The sequence below is a fragment of the Anaerococcus provencensis genome, from assembly GCF_000312365.2.
GTDB classification, from domain to species: domain Bacteria; phylum Bacillota; class Clostridia; order Tissierellales; family Peptoniphilaceae; genus Anaerococcus; species Anaerococcus provencensis.
Genome location: NZ_HG003690.1, coordinates 156461 through 176786 on the forward strand (window position 1 = coordinate 156461; position 20326 = coordinate 176786).

19 protein-coding genes and 1 riboswitch are annotated in these 20326 nt (G+C 34.2%); of the genes, 16 read left to right on the forward strand and 3 right to left on the reverse strand.

Annotation, left to right across the window (positions count from 1 at the left end; genetic code table 11):
* The first annotated feature begins 6 nt into the window (after positions 1 to 6).
* From BN38_RS09515 to BN38_RS09565, 11 genes are all read left to right on the forward strand, one after another.
* Entirely contained in the window at positions 7 to 828 is an 822-nt protein-coding gene (locus BN38_RS09515; RefSeq protein ID WP_044567309.1) for an energy-coupling factor transporter ATPase, read from the forward strand.
* On the forward strand, positions 825 to 1682 hold the full coding sequence (locus BN38_RS09520) for an energy-coupling factor transporter ATPase (protein WP_044567310.1): 858 nt from the start codon (positions 825 to 827) through the stop codon (positions 1680 to 1682). Before BN38_RS09515 ends, BN38_RS09520 begins: the two co-directional genes overlap by 4 nt.
* Positions 1675 to 2469 carry an energy-coupling factor transporter transmembrane component T family protein gene (locus BN38_RS09525; RefSeq protein ID WP_044567311.1) on the forward strand — a complete coding sequence of 265 codons (795 nt, stop codon included), beginning with the start codon at positions 1675 to 1677 and terminating at the stop codon, positions 2467 to 2469. Before BN38_RS09520 ends, BN38_RS09525 begins: the two co-directional genes overlap by 8 nt.
* Positions 2466 to 3203: a tRNA pseudouridine(38-40) synthase TruA gene (gene truA, locus BN38_RS09530; RefSeq protein WP_044567312.1), complete on the forward strand. Its 738-nt coding sequence runs from the start codon at positions 2466 to 2468 to the stop codon at positions 3201 to 3203. Before BN38_RS09525 ends, truA begins: the two co-directional genes overlap by 4 nt.
* Entirely contained in the window at positions 3196 to 3606 is a 411-nt protein-coding gene (locus tag BN38_RS09535) for a hypothetical protein (protein ID WP_044567313.1), read from the forward strand. Before truA ends, BN38_RS09535 begins: the two co-directional genes overlap by 8 nt.
* The gene (locus BN38_RS09540) at positions 3596 to 4780 is read left to right on the forward strand and encodes a DUF4097 family beta strand repeat-containing protein (RefSeq protein WP_049944491.1); all 1185 of its coding nucleotides are present in this window, start codon (positions 3596 to 3598) and stop codon (positions 4778 to 4780) included. The genes BN38_RS09535 and BN38_RS09540 overlap by 11 nt, the downstream gene beginning before the upstream one ends.
* Positions 4781 to 4950: 170 nt before the next feature.
* Complete coding sequence (recQ, locus tag BN38_RS09545; protein ID WP_044567314.1) at positions 4951 to 6741, forward strand: DNA helicase RecQ; 1791 nt, start codon at positions 4951 to 4953, stop codon at positions 6739 to 6741.
* A 49-nt stretch (positions 6742 to 6790) separates the two neighbouring features.
* Positions 6791 to 6889: riboswitch (TPP riboswitch) on the forward strand.
* A 45-nt stretch (positions 6890 to 6934) separates the two neighbouring features.
* Entirely contained in the window at positions 6935 to 7228 is a 294-nt protein-coding gene (locus BN38_RS09550; protein WP_044567315.1) for a thiamine-binding protein, read from the forward strand.
* Positions 7197 to 7970: an ABC transporter permease gene (locus tag BN38_RS09555; RefSeq protein WP_230197777.1), complete on the forward strand. Its 774-nt coding sequence runs from the start codon at positions 7197 to 7199 to the stop codon at positions 7968 to 7970. Before BN38_RS09550 ends, BN38_RS09555 begins: the two co-directional genes overlap by 32 nt.
* A 3-nt stretch (positions 7971 to 7973) precedes the next feature.
* Positions 7974 to 9050 (forward strand): ABC transporter substrate-binding protein, encoded by a 1077-nt coding sequence (locus BN38_RS09560; protein ID WP_044567317.1) that lies wholly within the window; start codon positions 7974 to 7976, stop codon positions 9048 to 9050.
* Positions 9047 to 9784, forward strand: coding sequence for an ABC transporter ATP-binding protein (locus tag BN38_RS09565; RefSeq protein WP_044567319.1), 738 nt, complete (start codon positions 9047 to 9049; stop codon positions 9782 to 9784). The genes BN38_RS09560 and BN38_RS09565 overlap by 4 nt, the downstream gene beginning before the upstream one ends.
* A gap of 73 nt (positions 9785 to 9857) precedes the next feature.
* Here the strand turns inward: BN38_RS09565 and BN38_RS09570 are convergent, their stop codons facing one another.
* The 3 genes from BN38_RS09570 to BN38_RS09580 all read right to left on the reverse strand — a co-directional run bounded on the left by BN38_RS09570 (position 9858) and on the right by BN38_RS09580 (position 13163).
* Positions 9858 to 11366: an NAD(P)/FAD-dependent oxidoreductase gene (locus BN38_RS09570; protein WP_044567322.1), complete on the reverse strand. Its 1509-nt coding sequence runs from the start codon at positions 11364 to 11366 to the stop codon at positions 9858 to 9860.
* A 114-nt stretch (positions 11367 to 11480) separates the two neighbouring features.
* Positions 11481 to 12200, reverse strand: coding sequence for an MIP/aquaporin family protein (locus tag BN38_RS09575; protein ID WP_044567324.1), 720 nt, complete (start codon positions 12198 to 12200; stop codon positions 11481 to 11483).
* 144 nt (positions 12201 to 12344) lie between these two features.
* A complete protein-coding gene (locus tag BN38_RS09580) occupies positions 12345 to 13163 on the reverse strand; it encodes an AraC family transcriptional regulator (RefSeq protein WP_044567326.1) in 819 nt (272 codons plus the stop codon).
* Positions 13164 to 13287: 124 nt separating this feature from the next.
* On the opposite strand from BN38_RS09580, the gene BN38_RS09585 reads away from it, so the two are divergent.
* The 5 genes from BN38_RS09585 (at position 13288) to BN38_RS09605 (ending at position 19999) form a co-directional block, all read left to right on the forward strand.
* Positions 13288 to 15792 (forward strand): glycoside hydrolase family 31 protein, encoded by a 2505-nt coding sequence (locus BN38_RS09585; protein ID WP_044567329.1) that lies wholly within the window; start codon positions 13288 to 13290, stop codon positions 15790 to 15792.
* Positions 15793 to 16797 (forward strand): TRAP transporter substrate-binding protein, encoded by a 1005-nt coding sequence (locus tag BN38_RS09590; RefSeq protein ID WP_044567331.1) that lies wholly within the window; start codon positions 15793 to 15795, stop codon positions 16795 to 16797. It abuts the gene before it with no gap.
* Positions 16797 to 17411 carry a TRAP transporter small permease gene (locus BN38_RS09595; RefSeq protein WP_084593789.1) on the forward strand — a complete coding sequence of 205 codons (615 nt, stop codon included), beginning with the start codon at positions 16797 to 16799 and terminating at the stop codon, positions 17409 to 17411. Before BN38_RS09590 ends, BN38_RS09595 begins: the two co-directional genes overlap by 1 nt.
* A gap of 9 nt (positions 17412 to 17420) precedes the next feature.
* Positions 17421 to 18719 (forward strand): TRAP transporter large permease, encoded by a 1299-nt coding sequence (locus tag BN38_RS09600; RefSeq protein ID WP_044567333.1) that lies wholly within the window; start codon positions 17421 to 17423, stop codon positions 18717 to 18719.
* Between the two features lie 98 nt (positions 18720 to 18817).
* Positions 18818 to 19999 (forward strand): BMP family lipoprotein, encoded by a 1182-nt coding sequence (locus BN38_RS09605; RefSeq protein ID WP_044567335.1) that lies wholly within the window; start codon positions 18818 to 18820, stop codon positions 19997 to 19999.
* The last annotated feature ends 327 nt before the right edge of the window (positions 20000 to 20326 follow it).

A 20326-nucleotide genomic window follows, 5' to 3' on the forward strand; every position in this document is an offset into this window, starting at 1 on the left:
AATATAATGATAAAAATTGAAAATTTAACCTACATCTATCCATCAAATGATGAAAATGAGGGGCACAAGGCCATCGATGGACTAAATATTGACATCAATAAGGGTGACTTTGTTGCAATCCTAGGTCACAATGGTTCGGGCAAATCAACCCTTGGCAAACTCATAAATGCCCAGATACTTCCGACAATTGGGGATATTTGGATAGATGATTTAAATGCAAAAGATGAAAATAAAATATGGGATGTGAGAAAAAAATGTTCTATGGTTTTTCAAAATCCCGACAACCAAATGGTAGCTACAACTGTCGAAGAAGAAGTAGCCTTTGGTGTAGAAAACTTGCAAATACCAAATCCAGAGCTTAGGGAAAGGGTAGATTCGGCTATATCTCTAGTAAGGATGGATGATTATAAGAAGAGAAATCCTTCAACCCTTTCTGGTGGGCAAAAGCAAAGAGTTTCTATAGCTGGGGTTATAGCTATGATGAGCGACTATATAATCTTTGATGAACCAACAGCTATGCTAGATCCAAAGGGTAGGAAAGATGTTATAAACTTAGTTCTTGAGCTTAATAAGGACTATGGCAAAACAATCATATACATCACCCATTATATGGAAGAGGCTATCAAGGCAGATAAGATAATTGTCCTAGATAAGGGCAAGAAGGCCCTTGAGGGTTCGGCATTAGAAGTATTTTCCCAAGTTGAGAAAATGAAAAAACTAGGCCTAGCTGTTCCACAAGTTACAGAAGTTGCCTATAAATTACAGGAGAAAGGGGTGGATTTTGATAATCTACCTCTTAGTATTGAAGAATTTTTGGAGAGCATATGAATATTGAACTAAAGAATGTGGATTACATTTATAATGAGGGAGTAGTTGGAGAAGTATATGCTCTTAAAGATATTAATTTAAAGATTAAAAGCCACGAAATAATTGGCCTAATCGGACAAACTGGATCAGGGAAATCAACCTTGGTTCAGCTTTTAAATGGCCTTTTATTACCAAGCCATGGTGATGTTATTGTAGATGGTATAAACACCAAGGATAAGGATAAGAGGCGAGATGTACGTTTTAAGGTGGGTCTTGTTTTCCAATATCCAGAACACCAGCTATTTGAAGAATCAATAGCAAAGGACATAGCTTTTGGCCCTAAAAATATGAAATTATCTGATGATGAGATTGATAGGCGAGTAAAAGCCTCCATGGAAAAGGTAGGACTTGACTATGAAACTTACAAGGATGTCTCACCTTTTGAAATATCAGGTGGCCAACAAAGAAGGGTTGCTGTAGCAGGAATCATCTCTATGAACCCAAAGGTTCTAGTCCTAGATGAGCTTACCGCAGGCCTTGACCCAAAGGGACGCGAAGAAATTTTTAGAGAAATAATAAATATTTACAATAATGACCCAGAACTCACCATTGTTTTGGTTAGCCATTCTATGGAAGATGTGGCAGAATATGTGGACAGGGTTGTTGTTTTGAATAAGGGAGAGATGTTTAGCGATGCCTCAACATATGATACCTTTACCAAGGCCGACCTTGAGAGCATAGGTTTAGACATACCACAAATTGCGAAATTTATGAGAGCCTACAAGGCAAAGGGTGAAGATGTCAGAGATGATATCTACACTATAGATGCAGCAGTTGCAGAACTTTCTAGACACTTAGGAGTAAGCCATGAATAAAATAAGTATAGGTCAATATTTGCCCTTTGATACCTTCATTCACAGGCTAGATCCAAGAGTGAAAATAGTAGGAGTTTTTCTATTTATAATCACCATATTTTTTGTAGATGATTTTATAACTTTCATACCCTTTGTAGTATTGCTAATTGCTATGCTAAAGGTTGCGAAAATTCCAATCAAAAGTGTCATTAGGTCTCTAAAACCCTTGTTATTTATCATGATTATTACTGGAATCATTAATTTATTTACAACGCCAGGTAGGGTTATTGCAAATATTGGACCTTTGAATATCACTTATGAGGGCATATACAGAACTGCCTTTACACTACTTAGACTAATATTGATAATCTTATCAACATCTGTGCTAACATATACCACAAGCCCGATGGAATTAACCTATGGTCTAGAAAAACTGTTCTCACCATTGAAACGCTTTGGTTTTCCAGCAGGAGAACTTGCAATGATGATTAGTATTTCTCTAAGATTCATTCCAACTTTATTTGATGAGGCCCAAAAAATTCGTTTGGCTCAGATGGCTAGGGGAGCAGATTTTGAGTCAGGCAACATTGTAAATAGGGCTGTTGCTATGATTCCACTACTTGTGCCACTATTTATCAATTCTTTTAAAAGGTCTGATGAACTTGCCACAGCTATGGAAGCTCGTATGTATAGGATTGGCGAAGAGCGTACAAAATTAAATGAAATATATATGGATAGGACAGACTATACGACACTTTTCCTATTTGTAGGATTTTGTATCATAATAATCGTCAAACACTTTATATGATAAAAAACATAAGACTAAAAATTGCCTATGATGGTAGTGATTTTCATGGATATCAATCGCAAAATGATCATAGGAATGTGGAAGATGAAGTAAAGAAGGCCATCCACAAGGTCACTGGTGAAAATAATAGGATAATTGCTGCAGGAAGAACTGATGCAGGCGTTCATGCCAAAAGTCAATATGTCAATTTTCTTACAGCAAGTCCTATAAATCCTAGTGCTTTCAACTTTCACCTAGACCCATATTTGCCAGATGATATCTTGGCTCTAGAGGCAGAGGAAGTTGACCTAGGCTTTCATGCTAGGTTTTCAGCTATTAATAAGACTTATAAATATGTGATCTACACAGGAAAGGTCATGCATCCTGTTTATAGAAAGTATATGGAGCATATAACTTATCCTCTTGATATATCAAAGATGGCAGAAGGACTTTCTATCCTAAAGGGTGAGCACGATTTTAAAGCCTTTATGAGGGCTGATAAAAATCTAGATATCAACACCACAAGGACAATTGACGATTGCTATCTAAGAGAAGATAAAAATAAGATAGAAATATATTTTACAGCCAATAGCTTTTTGCACAACCAAGTGAGAATCATGTGTGGAAGCCTTGTAGAGCTTGGCCGAAATAAGCTTTCAATTGACGATTTAAAAGCTTATTTTGACAATGGTAAGAAAGCAAACCCAACCTTGAATCCTCAAGGATTATATTTATGGAGGATAAATTATGACTGATACAAAAAATAACAAAAGTGAACTTAAGGCCTTATCTTTAATTCTATTTGTTATAGTTGGATTTTCTTTCATTACTAAAGGTAGGCTTATAATTTTTGCAGGCCTTGCAAGTCTTATTTTATTGATTGTGGGGGCATATATAAGGGAAAATAATTTGAAAATATCAAAGGCTATTTACTACCTAGTAATTTCATTTTATAACATAGCCAGTATCTTTTCCCTAATAGAATATTATAAGGGCCAAGTATCTCTAACAAAGATTGAAAAATATATATTTAAGCCCTTTATAATTAATGATAAAATAGACATAAGATACATAGGCTGGATACTAGTTTTGACAACTTTCCTATTTATCCTTGAAAATATGAAGAAGAATCCTAACGAGGGAAACAATGACAGATAATATAAACGAAGAAAATAAATATCAAGAAGACGAACTTGAAGAAGAAGTTGACGAAGTTGAAGTTAAGACGAAAAAGCCAAGAAAGGCACGAAAAAAACATATGACTAGGAAAACAAAGAGAAATATTCTAATTGTTGGCCTAGTCGCTATAGTAGCCTTACTAGCTCTCTACTACTTTAATAATCACCAAGCAGCCAAAAATAAGGATCTTCAAACAAGTGAAGTTATTGACGAGAATTCTTACACTGGATCCAATATCATGAGAGTCGACCTAAACCAAGTCAACAAAATCAACATTGACCTTAAGACAGCTGATGTTAGAATTCAAAAGTCCACAACAAATCCATACATAGAATATACCCACCTTTATAAGGGTGAAGAAGATATCTACACAGTAGATGTATCCTATGAAAATGGAGTCCTAAATCTTAAGAGTAACATCCAAGGCAAGGAATTGAATATGAAGAATAAAATCCAAATTGTTAGGATATTCTTGCCAAATGATAAGCCAATAGAAGAAATCAAGGCTAAGATTGGGGCTGGTGATGTCAAAATTACTGACCTAGAAGTTAAAGATTTGGATTTAAATGTAAAAAGTGGTCATATAACTTTTGACAATTCTTTCTTTGGAGGTCTTGTAACAAATGAAGCTGGTGATATCATTCTTACTAATACAGAGCTGATGAATACCAAACTTGCAACAAATGCTGGAGATATAAGCATAGAAGAGGGCAAGATAGGTGCTAGATCTGATTTTTCAACCCAAAGTGGGGATATTATAATCAAATCAACTGACACCATTGATAATTATAATATCAAGGCAAATCTTGAAGTTGGCAACTTTATCTTGGGCAATGTTTCTTATAGAAATATCAAGAATGGTTTTGCAAGAGATAATAAGGCTAAAAAAGAAATTAGCCTAAAGACTAGAGTAGGCGATATAATCTTTAACAAAGGTGAGGGCGCAATACTTGATGAAGAAGAATATATAACCAACAAGTCAAACAAAGAGGAAAAAGAAGAATCTAAATACGATTATATAAATGTCGAAGACGATGAAGAAGCCACAGACGAAGAAAATGTAGATGATGGCAGTCAAACCGATACGACAGATGAAAATATAGATGAAGAACAAAGTGAAGGTGAAGAAAATAATGGGGGTGTTGCAAATTAATAGATAATTATCGTTCCATCATTAGAGTGCACTCTCAGAAAGTTTGAGGTTTAGCCCGCCGGCTCGTGGAGGCAGTTAGCCCGTCGGCTGGCAGAGACCTTTCTGAGAGGGTGCTATAATGATTTAGGAACGATTTATCTATTTTGCAACGGCTCCATTTTTTTTACAATATGGAAAATATATACCAAACATTAAAAAAATATTTTGGATACGAATCTTTTAGAGATGGTCAAGAAGAAATAATTACAAATATCCTGGAAAAGAAGGATGTTCTTGGAGTCTTGCCAACTGGTGGAGGCAAATCAATTTGCTACCAATTGCCAGCTCTACTTATGGATGGCTTAACATTGGTGATATCTCCCTTGATATCTCTTATGAAAGATCAGGTAGATTCCCTAGTAGAAAATGGGATAAGTGCCAAGTTTATCAACTCAAGTCAAACTTTTGAAGAATACAAAAACACCTTGGACCTTGTAAAAGCTGGCAAGGTCAAGATCCTATACATTTCTCCAGAAAGACTTGAAAATGAATACTTTATAGAATTTTTAAAAGACATAGATGTATCTCTAATAGCTGTTGATGAAGCTCATTGCATAAGCCAGTGGGGCCACGATTTTAGGCCTTCTTATAAGTTAATACCAATGATCTACCAGTATCTGCCAGACATTCCAAAAGCTGCTTTTACAGCAACTGCAACTAAGGAAGTCAGAGAAGATATCATAGAAAATCTAAAACTTGATGATCCATATGTCAAAGTTACAGGCTTTGACAGGGAAAATCTTACATTCTTGGTAGAAAAACCAAAAGATAAGCTTAGATTTCTCAAAGATTATCTACTAAACCACAAGGAAGATTCTGGAATAATTTACGCAGGAACTCGCAAAAAAGTAGATGAAGTATACAAGTTTATTAAAAAACTTGGCCTAGATGTTTCAAAGTACCACGCAGGTCTTGCGGAAAAGACTAGGATTAAAAGCCAGGATGATTTTATCTATGAGAGAAAAAAGATAATAGTAGCTACAAATGCCTTTGGTATGGGAATTGATAAGAGTAATGTCAGATATGTAATCCACTATAATATGCCAAAAGATATGGAATCCTACTACCAAGAAGCAGGTCGTGCGGGCCGAGATGGGGAAGCTAGTGATTGTATACTTTTGTACAATTCCCAAGATATAATACTAAACAAATTTTTGATTAACCAAAGTTACAATCCGCGCTTTAAGGCTTACCAATTAGAAAAACTTCAAGTTATCATAAATTATGTAAATACTACTAACTGTCTGAGAGCCTTCATATTAAATTACTTTGGCCAAGAAGCCCGCGAAACTTGCGATAATTGTTCTAACTGTCTTGGAGAAATCAAAAGAGAAGATGCAACTATCGATAGTCAGAAAGTTTTATCTTGTATATATAGGCTTGACCAAAGATATGGGCAAAAAACTGTAATTGATTGCCTTAAGGGATCAAAAAACAAAAATTCTAGGGAGAAAAACCTAGATCAAGTGTCAACCTATGGTTTGATGAAAGAAGAGAACGAGAAGTATATCAGAGACCTCATAGGAACCCTAGTAGCAGATGGCTATATAAGAGTAAGTGGCAACACTTATCCGATATTAAAGCTTACCGAAAAATCAAAAGATGTGCTATTTGACGAGAAAAAAGTCTTTGTAAATAAGAGCAAGAAAGAACCTATCAAAGAAAAAGTAACTAGCGGCCTGGGATCATATGATGATAAATTATTTAACCATCTCAAGAAAGTAAGGCTAGAACTCTCAAAACAAAGAAATGTTCCGCCATTTATCATTTTTTCAGATGCTTCCTTAAAAGATATGGCAACCTACAAGCCAACAAGCGAAGAAAAGTTTTTGCAAATCAAAGGAGTAGGAGATAAGAAGCTCATTCAGTATGGAGATATTTTTATAGCAGAAATCAATGAATTTATGGTGAGAAATAGGTGAATTTGACTTAAGAAAAATTGAAAATATTTTAAAAAGATTTATAATATACTTATAAGGCTAGGGGTGCAAAATGCTGAGATGTCTTTAAGGCAAACCCTTTAAACTTGATGCGGATAAAACCGACGTAAGGAAGCAAGAATGATTCTTAAACCTAGGCTTATTGCCTAGGATTTTTTTATTTTAGGGAGGAAATATGAGAGGTTCTATAGCTATCCAGGTCTTACCTGATACAAATCGTGATGATATTTTTAACAAGGTAGACAAGGTGATTGAATATATAGCTAGTACTGGCCTAGACTATGAAGTTTCTGCCTTTGAAACAAGTGTTGATGGTGAATTTGACGAGCTTATGGATATTATAAGAAAAGCCCATGAGCTTATGCTAGAAGAAGACATGGAAGGTGTAAATTGTTACATCAAAACAAGTTTTAGAAAAAATGGAGATGGTTGGTCTATTGAAGACAAAACAAAAAAATATAGGAAATAAGATCATTCCCATATCCTTATTTATAATCCTAGTTATTATATGGGAATATATTGTAGCAACTGGCAAGGTAGAAAGGTATATATTGCCAGCTCCAAGCGATATTTTAGAGGTCTTGGCCAAAGAGAGCCAGGTTTTATTTGACCACAGCCTAGTCACTATCAAAGAAACCTTACTAGGTCTTATGATAGGGGTCGCAATTGGCTTTATTCTTGCCATACTTATGGATAGGTTCAAATTTGTAAGAGCTGCCTTTTATCCATTTATAGTTTTATCTCAAACTATACCAACAGTTGCTATCGCACCAATTCTAGTCATATGGTTTGGCTATGAGATGCTACCAAAGGTTATTTTGATAGTGCTTACAACTTTCTATCCCATAGCCATGGGAGTCTATGATGCCCTCCAGCAAATTGACAAAGATTACTTGGTGTTGCTCGATAGTATGAAGGCTAGTAGCTTAGATAAATATAAGTATGCAAAGATACCAATGATTGGGCCTAACTTTTTCTCATCACTAAAGATTTCTAGCTCCTATGCGGTAATTGCTGCTGTTGTTTCAGAGTGGCTAGGAGGCTTTATGGGACTAGGGGTTTATATGACCAGGGTAAGAAAGGCCTATGCCCTGGACAAGATGTTTGCGGTAATAATCATTACATCACTATTAAGTATGGTTTTAGTTGGAATTGTCACAATAATTGAAAGATCCATTTTGAAATGGAATTATGTAAATGAAAAGGAATAAAATATGCAAAAAAAGATTATATCAGGAGTACTTGCTCTACTAATGACACTTACTGCTTGTGGAAATAACCAAGAAGCAGCAACAAATACAGAAAAAGAAGAAAATAAAGAAGCAGCTAGTACAGAAAATAAGACAGAAGAAGTTGTAGAAGAAGAAAAAGATCCTGAAACAAAGGAACTTAAGAAAGTTACAGTAGTCCTAGACTACACACCAAATACCAATCACACAGGTCTTTATGTTGCAAAAGACAAAGGCTTTTATGAAGAAAAAGGCTTTGATGTAGAAATCGTTCAACCACCAGAAGATGGGGCAGAGGCTCTTGTAGCATCTGGCAAGGCTGATTTTGGTGTATCCTACCAAGATTCCTTGGCAAATGTATTGGCAGGAGATGCAAAGATGCCAATAACAGCTATTGCTGCAATCATCCAACACAATACATCAGGTATTATGTCAAGAAAGGGTGAGGGAATAGATAGACCAAAAGGACTTGAGGGCAAGAGATACTCAACTTGGAACTCTCCAGTAGAACAAAATACTATCAAAAAAGTAATGGAAGTAGACGGCGGAGATTTTGACAAATTACAAATGATCCCAGCAAGCCAACTTGATGAAGTTGCAGCTCTTCGAGAAGATCAAACTGATGCTATTTGGATATTTGAAGGCTGGGGCAAGGTAAATGCTGACGTCCAAGATTATCCAGTAGATTATTGGAACTTCAAAGATATAGATGATACCTTTGACTTCTATACACCAGTTTTAATTTCAAATAATGACTTAATAGCAAATGAAAAAGACTATGTAAAAGACTTTGTAGAAGCGACTAAAAAAGGCTATGAATTTGCTATCGACAATCCTAAAGAAGCAGCAGACATCTTGCTTGCCAATGATGACTCTCTAGGAAAAGATATAATCTATGCTTCCCAAGAATTTTTGAGCAAGGAATACAAAAAAGATACTGACAAATGGGGCATCTTTGATAAGGATAGATGGGCAAAATACTACACATGGTTAAATGACAATGACCTAGTAGAAGAAAAACTTGATGTAAATTCAGGATTTACAAACGAATTTGTAGAATGAATGTACTAAGATTAGAAGATATTTATAAAAGTTTTGGCGAAAAAGATGTGCTAAATGGCATATCTTTTTCTGTCGAAAAGGGAGAAATAGTTGGCCTACTTGGAGTAAGTGGCAGTGGCAAATCTACAGTTTTCAATATAATATCTGGAAATATTAAGCCAAATAATGGCAGGGTCTTTATAGATGGCAAGGAAACAACAGGAGAAACAGGCCATGTTTCCTATATGCTCCAAAAAGATTTGCTCTTTGATCATATGAAGGTAGTAGATAATGCGGCACTTGCCCTAAGGATTAAGGGTATGGACAAAAAGAAAGCAAGAGAGACAGCGAGTTCCTACTTTAAAGAATTTGGCTTAGAAAATCAAGAAGATAAATATCCTAGAGAGCTTTCTGGTGGGATGAGGCAAAGAGTGGCTTTGCTTAGGACTTACCTTAACAAAGAACCTATCATCTTGCTAGATGAACCTTTCTCAGCTCTTGATAAACTCACCAAAGATAAGCTGCACAATTGGTTTTTGGATATAATAAAAAAATACCAAATGACTGGCATATTCATAAGTCATGACATAGACGAAGCAATTTATCTTTCTGACAGGATATTAATATTAAAAACTGATGGCAAACTTCATGACCAAGTTGTAATCAAAGAAAAAAATAGGGGAGAAAGCTTCAAACTTTCAGATGAGTTTTTAAACTACAAAAGAGAAATTGCAAAAAAATTAGAAAATTCATAAACAAAAACCAGGGTTAAAGAAACCCCAAAGTCCATATTCTGGCTTTTGGGGATAAGTTCAATAGCTCTGGTTTTTATTTCTTTTCCTTCTCTTCGATTTCCTTCTTGGAAGTTTCTTGCATTTCTTTTATTAATTCATTTATTCTTTTCTTATTTAATCTTGAAAGGCCATTTCTTTCACTGTCAAACAAGTCATCGATAGCTTTCTTGCCTGCTTCATCTTCCATTACTTCTAGTACTCTTGGCTTGCAGAATTGTCCTTGGCAAAAACCCATTCCTGCACGAGTTCTACGTTTTACAGCATCGAGAGTTTCAACAGGAATACCACGATTCATAGCATCGCGAATGGTAGCTTCACTTACTTGCTCACAACGACAGACAATCCTATCTGGATTACCTAGTGGTAAATCAATCCTATCTTTGATTTTGTTCATATCTTCAAGTTCTTTGTATTCTATGATAGGATCTCTGTGAGGATTGTAGTCTGGGTCATCTTCGAATTTTAATCCACCATCTTTTAAAATACCTTCTACAATTTTTGCAATTTCTGGAGATGAAGTTATGCCTGGAGATTGGATGCCAACTACATTTACAAAGTCTGGGACATTACTTTCTTCTATGATGAAGTCGTGGGTTGAGCTTGCTGGGCGAAGTCCTGTAAAGGATCTGATAAATTCACGTAAATTTATTACGTCATCTTTTACAGATTTTTGGGCTTCTTTGTAGATATACATTAGCCTATCTTCATGGGTTGATAGGTCGATTTCTTCTTCGTCTATGGCATCTGGACCCAATAGAAGGTTGTTGTGGAATGTTCTTGTTGCAAGTATTCCCTTGGATTTTTCTGTAGGAACTTGGAATAAGACATTGTTGATTTTCTTACCCGTTCCCTTTTGGAATATTAGATATTCACCACTTCTTGGGTGGATATCAAAATCAGTTTGAGCTATCATTTTTGAAACTATTGCGCCCTCAAGGCCTGATGCATTTATAACATATTTTGCCTCTAATTCTTTGCCATCTTCAGTTTTTACTAGGAAATGATCATCAGTTTTTTCAATCTCACAAACACGTGAGTTTAGGAAAAGCTCAGCTCCGTTTGTAATGGCATTTTCAACTAGGGCTATGACATATTCATATGGTGAGCAAACTCCAGCTCCCTTACACCAAAGGGCTGCTATGGCATTATCAGATACATTTGGCTCTATTTGACGGAGCTTTTCTTGATCTATTATCTCCATATCATCTAGACCATTTTCTATCCCCATGTCATAGAGTTTTTGCAAAGTTTCTTTTTCCTCTTCTTCGAAGGCTAGGACTAAAGATCCGTTTGCAAGAAAGCCAAAGTTTAATTCCTTGTTAAGCTCTTCAAATTGTTTACGTCCTGGATAGCAAATTCTACCACGAAGCTCATCATGAGGTTCTGCATAACCACCATGGACTATAGCTGAATTGGCCTTTGATGCGCCCATGCTTACGTCGTTGGCTTTTTCAACTATGGCTATATCGAGCTTATATCTTGATAAACGGCGCGCAATAGAGGCTCCGGAAACGCCAGCGCCTATTATTAAAACATCATACATATATAATCCTTCTTTCTATGATAAAGCTTTAAATAAAGACTGGGTAAGTCTTGTCCTATTAGGATACTTACCCAGTTTCTAATTGCTGTTACAATCTAAATTATATCAAATTAATTAGAATACCCAATTGAAGCAAAGTACAGCTATGATACCACCAACTATTGGAGCAACAACTGGAATCCATGAATAATCCCACATAGCGTCAACTTTTTTGTCAAAAGGAAGTATTTGGTACATAATTCTTGGACCAAGGTCACGAGCAGGGTTAATTGCATAACCTGTTAGTCCACCTAGAGACATACCAACTGATACTATAAGACCATTTACATAAAGATAATTCATTCCAACATCTCCAGCGCCTGCTACATTACCAAAACCAAGGATAGCAAAAACTAATACGAATGTTCCAACCATCTCAGATAGGAAATTTCTACCTGTGTTTTTGATTGAAGGAGCTGTACAGAAGCAACCACGTACTATAGCTGGGTCAACTTCACAAGTATCATTGAAATGATCTTTGAATAGTAAATAAACTAACAAAGCACCAAGCATAGCACCTAGCATTTGGCCAAGTATGTAAGTTAGTACTGTATCCCAAGCTATATCGCCTTTAAAAGCAAGGGCAATAGTCAAAGCTGGGTTAAAATGTGCACCACTCATTGCGCCAAATATGGTAGCTGGAATCATTACTGCAAGACCCCATGCCAAAGTGATTTGAACTGGACCTGCACCAGCCATTCCTGACTTACGTGTAAGTACGTTTGCAACAACTCCATCACCTAATAAAATAAGTAAAAAAGTGCCTACGAATTCTGCCACAAAAATATCTCTCATAATAACCTCCTTAGTTAAAGACAAAGAGCGAGTGTACAAAAAATACAACCCGCTCTCGTTCTTTCAAATATTTTATTGTGGAAACCTTTTCTGTATTAATTATAGCATTAATTAAAAAATATAGCAATAGTGTTATTAAAATTTCTATAAAGAATTATTGTTTATTTTTCTAAACTCTGAAGGCGATATCTTATTTTTTCTTTTAAAAGCTCTATTAAAGCTAACTAAATTATTAAAACCAACTTCCTCACTTATTTGAGTAATATTTTTATCCGTTTCCATAAGCTGTTTTTCTGCAACGGTTAGTCTTGTTGTATTCAGGTAGTCAAAAATAGTATAAGTTGTTAGTTTCTTAAATTTTTTACACATATAATATTTATTAAGATAGACCTGGTTGGCTATATCGTCTAATGTGATTTGCTTGTTATAGTTTTTGTCTATATAGGCCATAATATTTAGAGCTGTCATATCTGTATTTTTTACTAAGATATTATCTTTAAGATCTATTATACTTATTAGAAGCAGGTTAAATATCAATTTAAATTTTTCTTTTTCCAGTTTATTTTGATTTAACAGAGCTAAATTCATTAGTTCTAGAATGTATGATCTTGTTAAAGAAGATTCTTTAGCACTGAAACCGTTATTTAATAAAGGGCTAAAAGATTTTTCTAATTCACTAGAGGAAAAAATATCCTTGGTAAAATAAATCAATACTCGATCAAAAGCAATATCTTTTTCACCATAAGAAAAATGTTTAACATTAGGACCTATAACAACAAATTCATTTTTAGTTATCCTCGTAATTTTACCATCTATGACTTGTATTCTTTCGCCATCAAGCAAATAGTAGAGTTCGTAATATGGATGGCTGTGAGCTTGTGACATATTAGTATTAACATCTTTCATTCTTTCTAAAGAAAAAGAGTCCCCTTTATTCATAAAAATGGCGGCTTTGTCAAACATAATCAATCTCCTTTATTGTAATTATATGAGAAAAGACAATATATGTAAAGAAACAATCGTTTTCGTACAAAACAATACTAGAATAAACTAATAATTATATATATCATTTTATTAGGAGGTGTGAATGAAATTAACAAGAAAGCTTGACCAGATAATAGATTATAAAAGCTATGTATCTCTTATATCTGAATCTAATGAAATAAGAATTTATTTTTTAACAAACGATATCCTTAGGATTAGGGCAAGTTTTAATGATAACTTTAAAGAAAAAAGTTATTCACTTGTCTCTACTTTTTATGAAGATGATTTAGATGATTTTTTTGGTGAAGAAAGAACTAGGTTTAATTCAATTAGTTATAAATTTTATGAAGATGATGATAAAGCTATTATAAGTGGCGGTAATCTAATAGTTGAATTGACCAAAAATCCTTTTACTTTAAAAGTTATAGACTTAGATGGTAAACAAATATACAAATCTTTGAATGACATAGGATTTTATGAAGATGGAAACAATAGAATAATTAATAAATTTGAAATAAAAGATAATGATAATTTCTATGGATTTGGAGAAAAAAGTGGATTAATTAATAAAAAATTGACCATGATGATTAATAATCCCAAGGATTCAATGGGATATGATCCTAAACATACTGACTCTTTGTATAAACATATACCATTTTTTATTAAACTAGATGGAGATACCAAAAGAGCTAGTGGATTCTTTTACCATAATACTTTTATAAATTCATTTGATATGGGAAAAGAGAAAAGTAATTATTGGCATAGGTACGCTACTTTTAAGTCAGATGGCGGAGATATCGATTTATTTATTATCAACGGTCCTAAAATTAACGATGTTATTGAAAGGTATACCTTTTTAACTGGCAGGAGCGCTTTGCTTCCAAAGAAATCTTTAGGATATTTAGCAAGCTCTATGTATTATTCTGAGTTGCCTGAAGAATGTGATAAGGCCATAGAAAAATTTATTGATATAGCTAGGCAAGAGGATTTTCCTATAGATGGTTTCCAATTATCTAGTGGATACACCAACTACAATTCAGTTGACGGGCCTAAAAGATGTGTTTTAACTTGGGATAAAAAAAGGTTTTCTAACCCTAGTGATTTTTTTCAAAATATGACTGAAAAGGGAATAGTTGTTAGTCCTAATGTAAAACCAGGTGTTTTAAAAATCCATCCTAAGTACGATTATTTCAAAGAGAATAATATGTTCCTATTTGATCCTATTAGCGAAAAAGAATATATAGGAAACTGGTGGGGAGGATATGGAGCTTTCATAGATTTTACAGATCCACATACACGCGATACTTGGAAAGACATGCTAAAAACCAATTTACTAGAAATGGGCACAGCTTCTGTTTGGAACGACAATTGTGAGTATGATTCTGTATTTGATGATAATGTGACTAGTGATTATGAAGGTGAAAAAACTACCATTGCCAGAAATAGAGTAATTATGAGCAATATTATGTGCAAGATTACCAACGATGCCATAAAAGAGCTATATGAAAATACTCGACCTTTTGTAGTTTGCAGATCCGGTCACTCAGGAATACAAAGATATGCTCAAACTTGGGCAGGAGATAATTATACTAGTTGGGATACCTTAAAATACAATGTTTCCACAATTCTTGGTATGGGACTATCAGGTGTATCAAATCAAGGATGCGATATAGGTGGCTTTGCTGGAGGAGCACCAAGTGAAGAATTATTTGTTAGGTGGGTACAAAACGGAATCTTTCAACCAAGATTTTCGATCCACTCTGCAAGTACTGATAATACAGTAACAGAACCATGGATGTTTGATAATGTAAAAGATATCATTAGAGATGCAATAAATTTAAGATATGCCCTATCTCCTTACCTATATTCTCTAATGTATAGGGCAAGTGAATCTGGTATACCAATTATGCAAGCAACATTTGCTTTATATCAAAACGATGAAAATACTTATAACAATGGAAGAGATTTTTTCATTGGTGATAACCTCTTTGTTTCAAATATTCTTGAAAAAGGAGAAGAAAAACATGAGATATATTTCCCTGGAAAAGATGAAAATTATTATGATTTTTATAATAAAAAGTTATATGAATCAGGCAAGACCTATAGTATAGATGTGGATATTACTTCAATCCCAATGTTTGTAAAAGACGGATCTATTGTACCAATTTCAAAAACAAAATTAATGAATCTAGGCAAAGATGAAATTAAGGAACTGTATATCCTAATCGCCAATGGCAGAGACAATACTTTTACTATGTATGAAGATGATGGAAAAACTTATAACTATAAAAAAGGCGAATACTTAAAAACTAATATAAAACTAATAAGTGATAAAAAAACGCTAATCAAATTTATAAAGGAAGGCGAATTTAAGTCTACTATAGAAAATATAGAAATTGAAATGATTAATAAAGAAAAATCTCCTTACTATGTAAAAATTGGAGATAGGACAGTAGAACAATATTTAAACAGGAGATTATATAATAATGCTAAAGAAGGTTGGTATTATGATAATTCATCACGTTCTGTAATTATAAAATATGCTAATATTGAAGATGATTATGATATTTTAGTTTCTTTTGAAGACTTTGATTTGGTAGGTATGTAAATGAAAAAAATTTTATATTTAATCTGTAGCTTATTGCTTATAGCGACTTTAAGCTCCTGTAATCAAAAAGATCCAGAAAACAATACGACAACCCTAACACTAGCTCATTCTTTAAGTCAAGATCACCCTGTACACATTGCACTTGAGGAATTTGCAAAAGAAGTAGAAGAAAAAACAGATGGTAGATACAAAGTTAAAATTTTCCCTAATGGACAACTAGGCTCAGAGAATGAATCAATGGAACAAATACTTGCCGGAGTTTTATCAATGGCGAGGATTGCTTCGCCTGGATTGGCAACTTATGAAAGAGGATATGATACTTTCGGACTTCCATACATTTTTGAAAGTACTGAAGACTATTATAACATTATGGATTCAGACGAAATTAAGGAATTTTTTATGTCTAGTGAAGATAAAGGTTTTCTAACTTTGACTTACTATGATTCTGGATCTCGTAGTTTTTATACAAAAAATAAAGCTATTAGGACTCCAGAAGACTTAAAAGGCTTAAAAATAAGAGTACAAGATATGAAAAGTCAAACGGAAATGGTCAATCTTTTGGGTGGTACACCTGTAGCTATGGGCTATGGTGACGTATACACATCTCTTCAAACTGGAATAATAGATGGTACAGAAAATAATGAAACTGCGCTTACTATAGGTGGACACGGAGAAATAGCCAAAGTTTATTCAAAAGATGAGCACGCTATGATTCCAGATGCTCTCGTAATTTCTTCTGAAGTTTGGGAAAAAATAGATTCAACAGATCAACAAATAATTATGGAAGCTGCTAGAAATTCGACTGAACTTCATAAAAAGCTTTGGGCAGAATCTATAAAAGAGGCTAGAGAAATAGCAGAAAAAGATTTGGGAGTAGAGTTTGTAGATGATATAGATAAAGAACCATTTATAGAAAAAACAAAACCTTTAGTGGAACAATATAGAAATGAATATAAAGAAGTTGATGACTTACTAAAGACTATAGAGAAAGTAAGGAGCAAGTAATGGACAAAAATTTTTATAAACTTAAGAAATTTCTTATTTGGCTACTCTCAAGAATAGCCGCTATACTTCTTTCAGTGATGACTATCCTAATTATATATCAAGTTTTTACAAGATATATATTGAATAATCCAGCTGATTTTACTGAAGAGATAATTCGATATATGTTAATCTGGACAGGATTCATTGGTGCTGCTTATGGTTTTTTAACTCGAGAACATATGGCTCTAACACTAATTCCAGATAGGGTTAATCCTAAGGCTCAAAAAGTTTTAAGGGTGATTATAGACTTAATAATTCTTCTTGTAGCGCTTTTTGTCATTGTCATTGGAGGATTTAAGCTCGTTCATTCTGCTCAAGCTCAAAGATCGGCCTTGCTTGGTATTCCTAGATCTTTGGTTTATGTAGTGGCACCAATAAGTGGGATTTTCATAATATTAGCTCAAATAATAAATCTTTGGGAATCCTGGACAGGAAACGTGGTTGAAATCACTACAAATAGTGATGATTTAAAAGAAGAAAAAAACAGATATGACGGCATTGATTTTGGCATGGATGCTAAAAAGAACGATTCTTCTTATATAAAAAGCAAGACTTTTGAAAGTGATTTAGATTAGGAGGTTATTATGTCAGTAGGAATGACAACTTTAGCATTGTTTTTAATATTTTTTATATTTTTATTTATGGGAGTGCCAATTTCTGTATCAATTATATTATCGTCCATAGCAACTGCTTTATTAGCAGGTCTAACCTGGGATCATATCCAATTTATAGCTATGCAAAAGATGAATTCAGGTATTGAATCATTTTCACTTTTGGCTGTTCCTTTGTTTATTTTAGCTGGTAATATAATGAATAATGGTGGTATAGCTCGCAGGCTTATTAAATTCTCTCAACTATTTGTTGGCAATATAAGAGGTTCACTTTCTCATGCAAATGCACTTGGAAATATATTCTTTGGAGCGCTATCTGGATCAGGAGTTGCTGCAGCATCAGCTATGGGAGGAACGATTTATCCAGTACAAAAAGAGCAAGGTTATGATAAGGAAATTGCAACAGCGGTAAATATTGCATCTGCTCCAGCAGGCCTTCTAATACCACCAACTTCAGCTCCGATAGTTTATTCTACAGTTGCTGGCGGTGTTTCAATTTCTGCTATGTTTATGGGTGGTTATATACCAGGAATATTGATGGGTTTAATAGCCATTTATTTTGGTTATAGATATGCAAAAAAGAACAACTATCCAGTAGCAGGTAAACCTGAGAATGCTGGCAAAGTAGTTATGGAAGCTCTGCCTTCTTTATTAATGATAATTATTGTAATAGGAGGAATAGTAGGGGGTGTATTCACAGCCACAGAAGGGGCTGGAATATCAGTGCTTTATTCTCTGATACTATCAATTATATATAAGTCAATTAATTTAAAGACTTTACAACAGATTTTATTAAAAACGGCGGAAACTTCAGGAGTTGTATTATTTTTAATATCTGCTTCAACAGTAATGAGTTGGGTTATGGCATATACAGGCATCCCTCAAGCGATATCTGATGGTATTTTGGGATTAACTGATAATAAATATATAATCTTGCTACTAATGAATGTGATTTTACTACTAGTTGGGATGTTTATGGATATTACTCCAGCTATATTAATATTTACACCAATATTCTTGCCTATAGCAGAATCTTTAGGAATGAGTGCTATACAATTCGGCATCGTTCTTATTTATAATATGTGTATTGGAACAATGACTCCACCAGTTGGTTCTATATTATTTGTTGCAAGTGGAATAACAAAAGTGAAGTTAGAAAACTTGGCAAAAGTATTATTGCCTTTCTTAATAGCTAATATGGTAGTTTTATTATTACTCACATTTATACCTCAAATAATAATGTTCTTACCGGAGGCTATGGGATTAGTATAGAATTTGTTAAAAATTTGTTATTTATGGACAAATGATTGCATATGGGATAAAATAAGTCTTGTAAATATGAATACAATTACTAATTTTTGGAGGAAGTAATGAAAATTAAGAAATTCATGACAGGTGTTCTAGCACTATCTCTTACAGCTGTATTAGCATCTTGTGGGGGAGATACTAACAAGGCTGAAGATAAACCAGCTGAAACAACAGAAGAAGCTACAACAGAAGAAACTGCACCAGAAGGTGAAGAAACAACAGAAACTGAAGATGCAGATACTGAAGAAAAAGAAAACGACAAAGGCGAAGCAAGTGAAACTCCAACAGGTGAAACTGTTTCTGTAACAATGGTAACAGACTTTGGTGGTATCAATGATAAATCATTCAACCAATCTGCTTATGAAGGATTACAAGGGGCTGAATCTGATGGAACAGCAACATTTGACTATATAGAAAGCCACAAGGACGCTGATTATCAAGCGAACCTTGAATCAGCTCTAGATTCTGAATCAGACATCATCCTAACAGTAGGATATGCTCTCTACGAACCAACAGTAGAAGCTGCTAAAAATAACGAAGATCAAAACTATGTAATTATCGACAGTGATAACCAAGAAAACCTACCAAACCTTGTAGGTGTTGGCTTTGCTGATCACCAAAACTCATTCTTAGTAGGATACATTGCTGGTATGATGAGTGAAACTAACAACGTTGGATTCATCGGTGGTATGGAAGGCGTTATAATCAGCAGATTTGACTATGGTTTCAGAGCTGGTGTAGAACATGCTGCTCGTGAAAAAGGTGAAGATATTGAAGTACAAGTTCAATACGCAAACAGCTACGATGACCAAGCTGCAGGTAAAAATATTGCTGACAGAATGTATCAAAACGGAGCTGACGTAGTATTCCACGCTGCAGGTGGTGTAGGAATTGGTGTTATTGAAGCTGCAAAAGAAAATGATAAATGGGTAATCGGTGTTGACCGTGACCAACAAGAAGAAGCACCAGATAATATGTTAGTATCAACAATCAAAGGTGTAGGCGATGCAGTTAAACTTATCATTGACGACTATCAAAAAGGTGAATTCAAGGGTGGAGAAACTGTAAGATTTACTCTTGCTGATGGAGATGCGGTAAGCATCAAATATGCTGACAATGGCTTAGTTACAGATGAAATCAAAGAAAAAGTTGAACAAATTAAACAAGATATCATAGATGGCAAAATCGAAGTTCCACAAAACGAAGAAGAAGCTATCGAAATGGGATATATTGAAGCAGAATAATTTAGATTTAGAAGGTGGTGTTGCAGAATAGGAAAATCTATTCCGCTCATCACTTTTTTTATTGTATATTTATATCAAGCCATAATATTCTGTACAGTTTTTAAACATGAGGATAAATTTTTCCACATTTTCTTTAAAATTAGGTTCAAGTAATAGAGCTCCTCATTTTAATATTTTTTTCTTAGGCAGCTTTATATTTTATGATTTCTAAGTTTCTTTTTTCTATTTTTGATGATAATTTGTTTAAGTTTAGTGCCATTGACAATAGGCATATTTCACTTATTATATTTGCTTTTCCTCTGTGGTGGAATCTATTGTAGTTTAGTC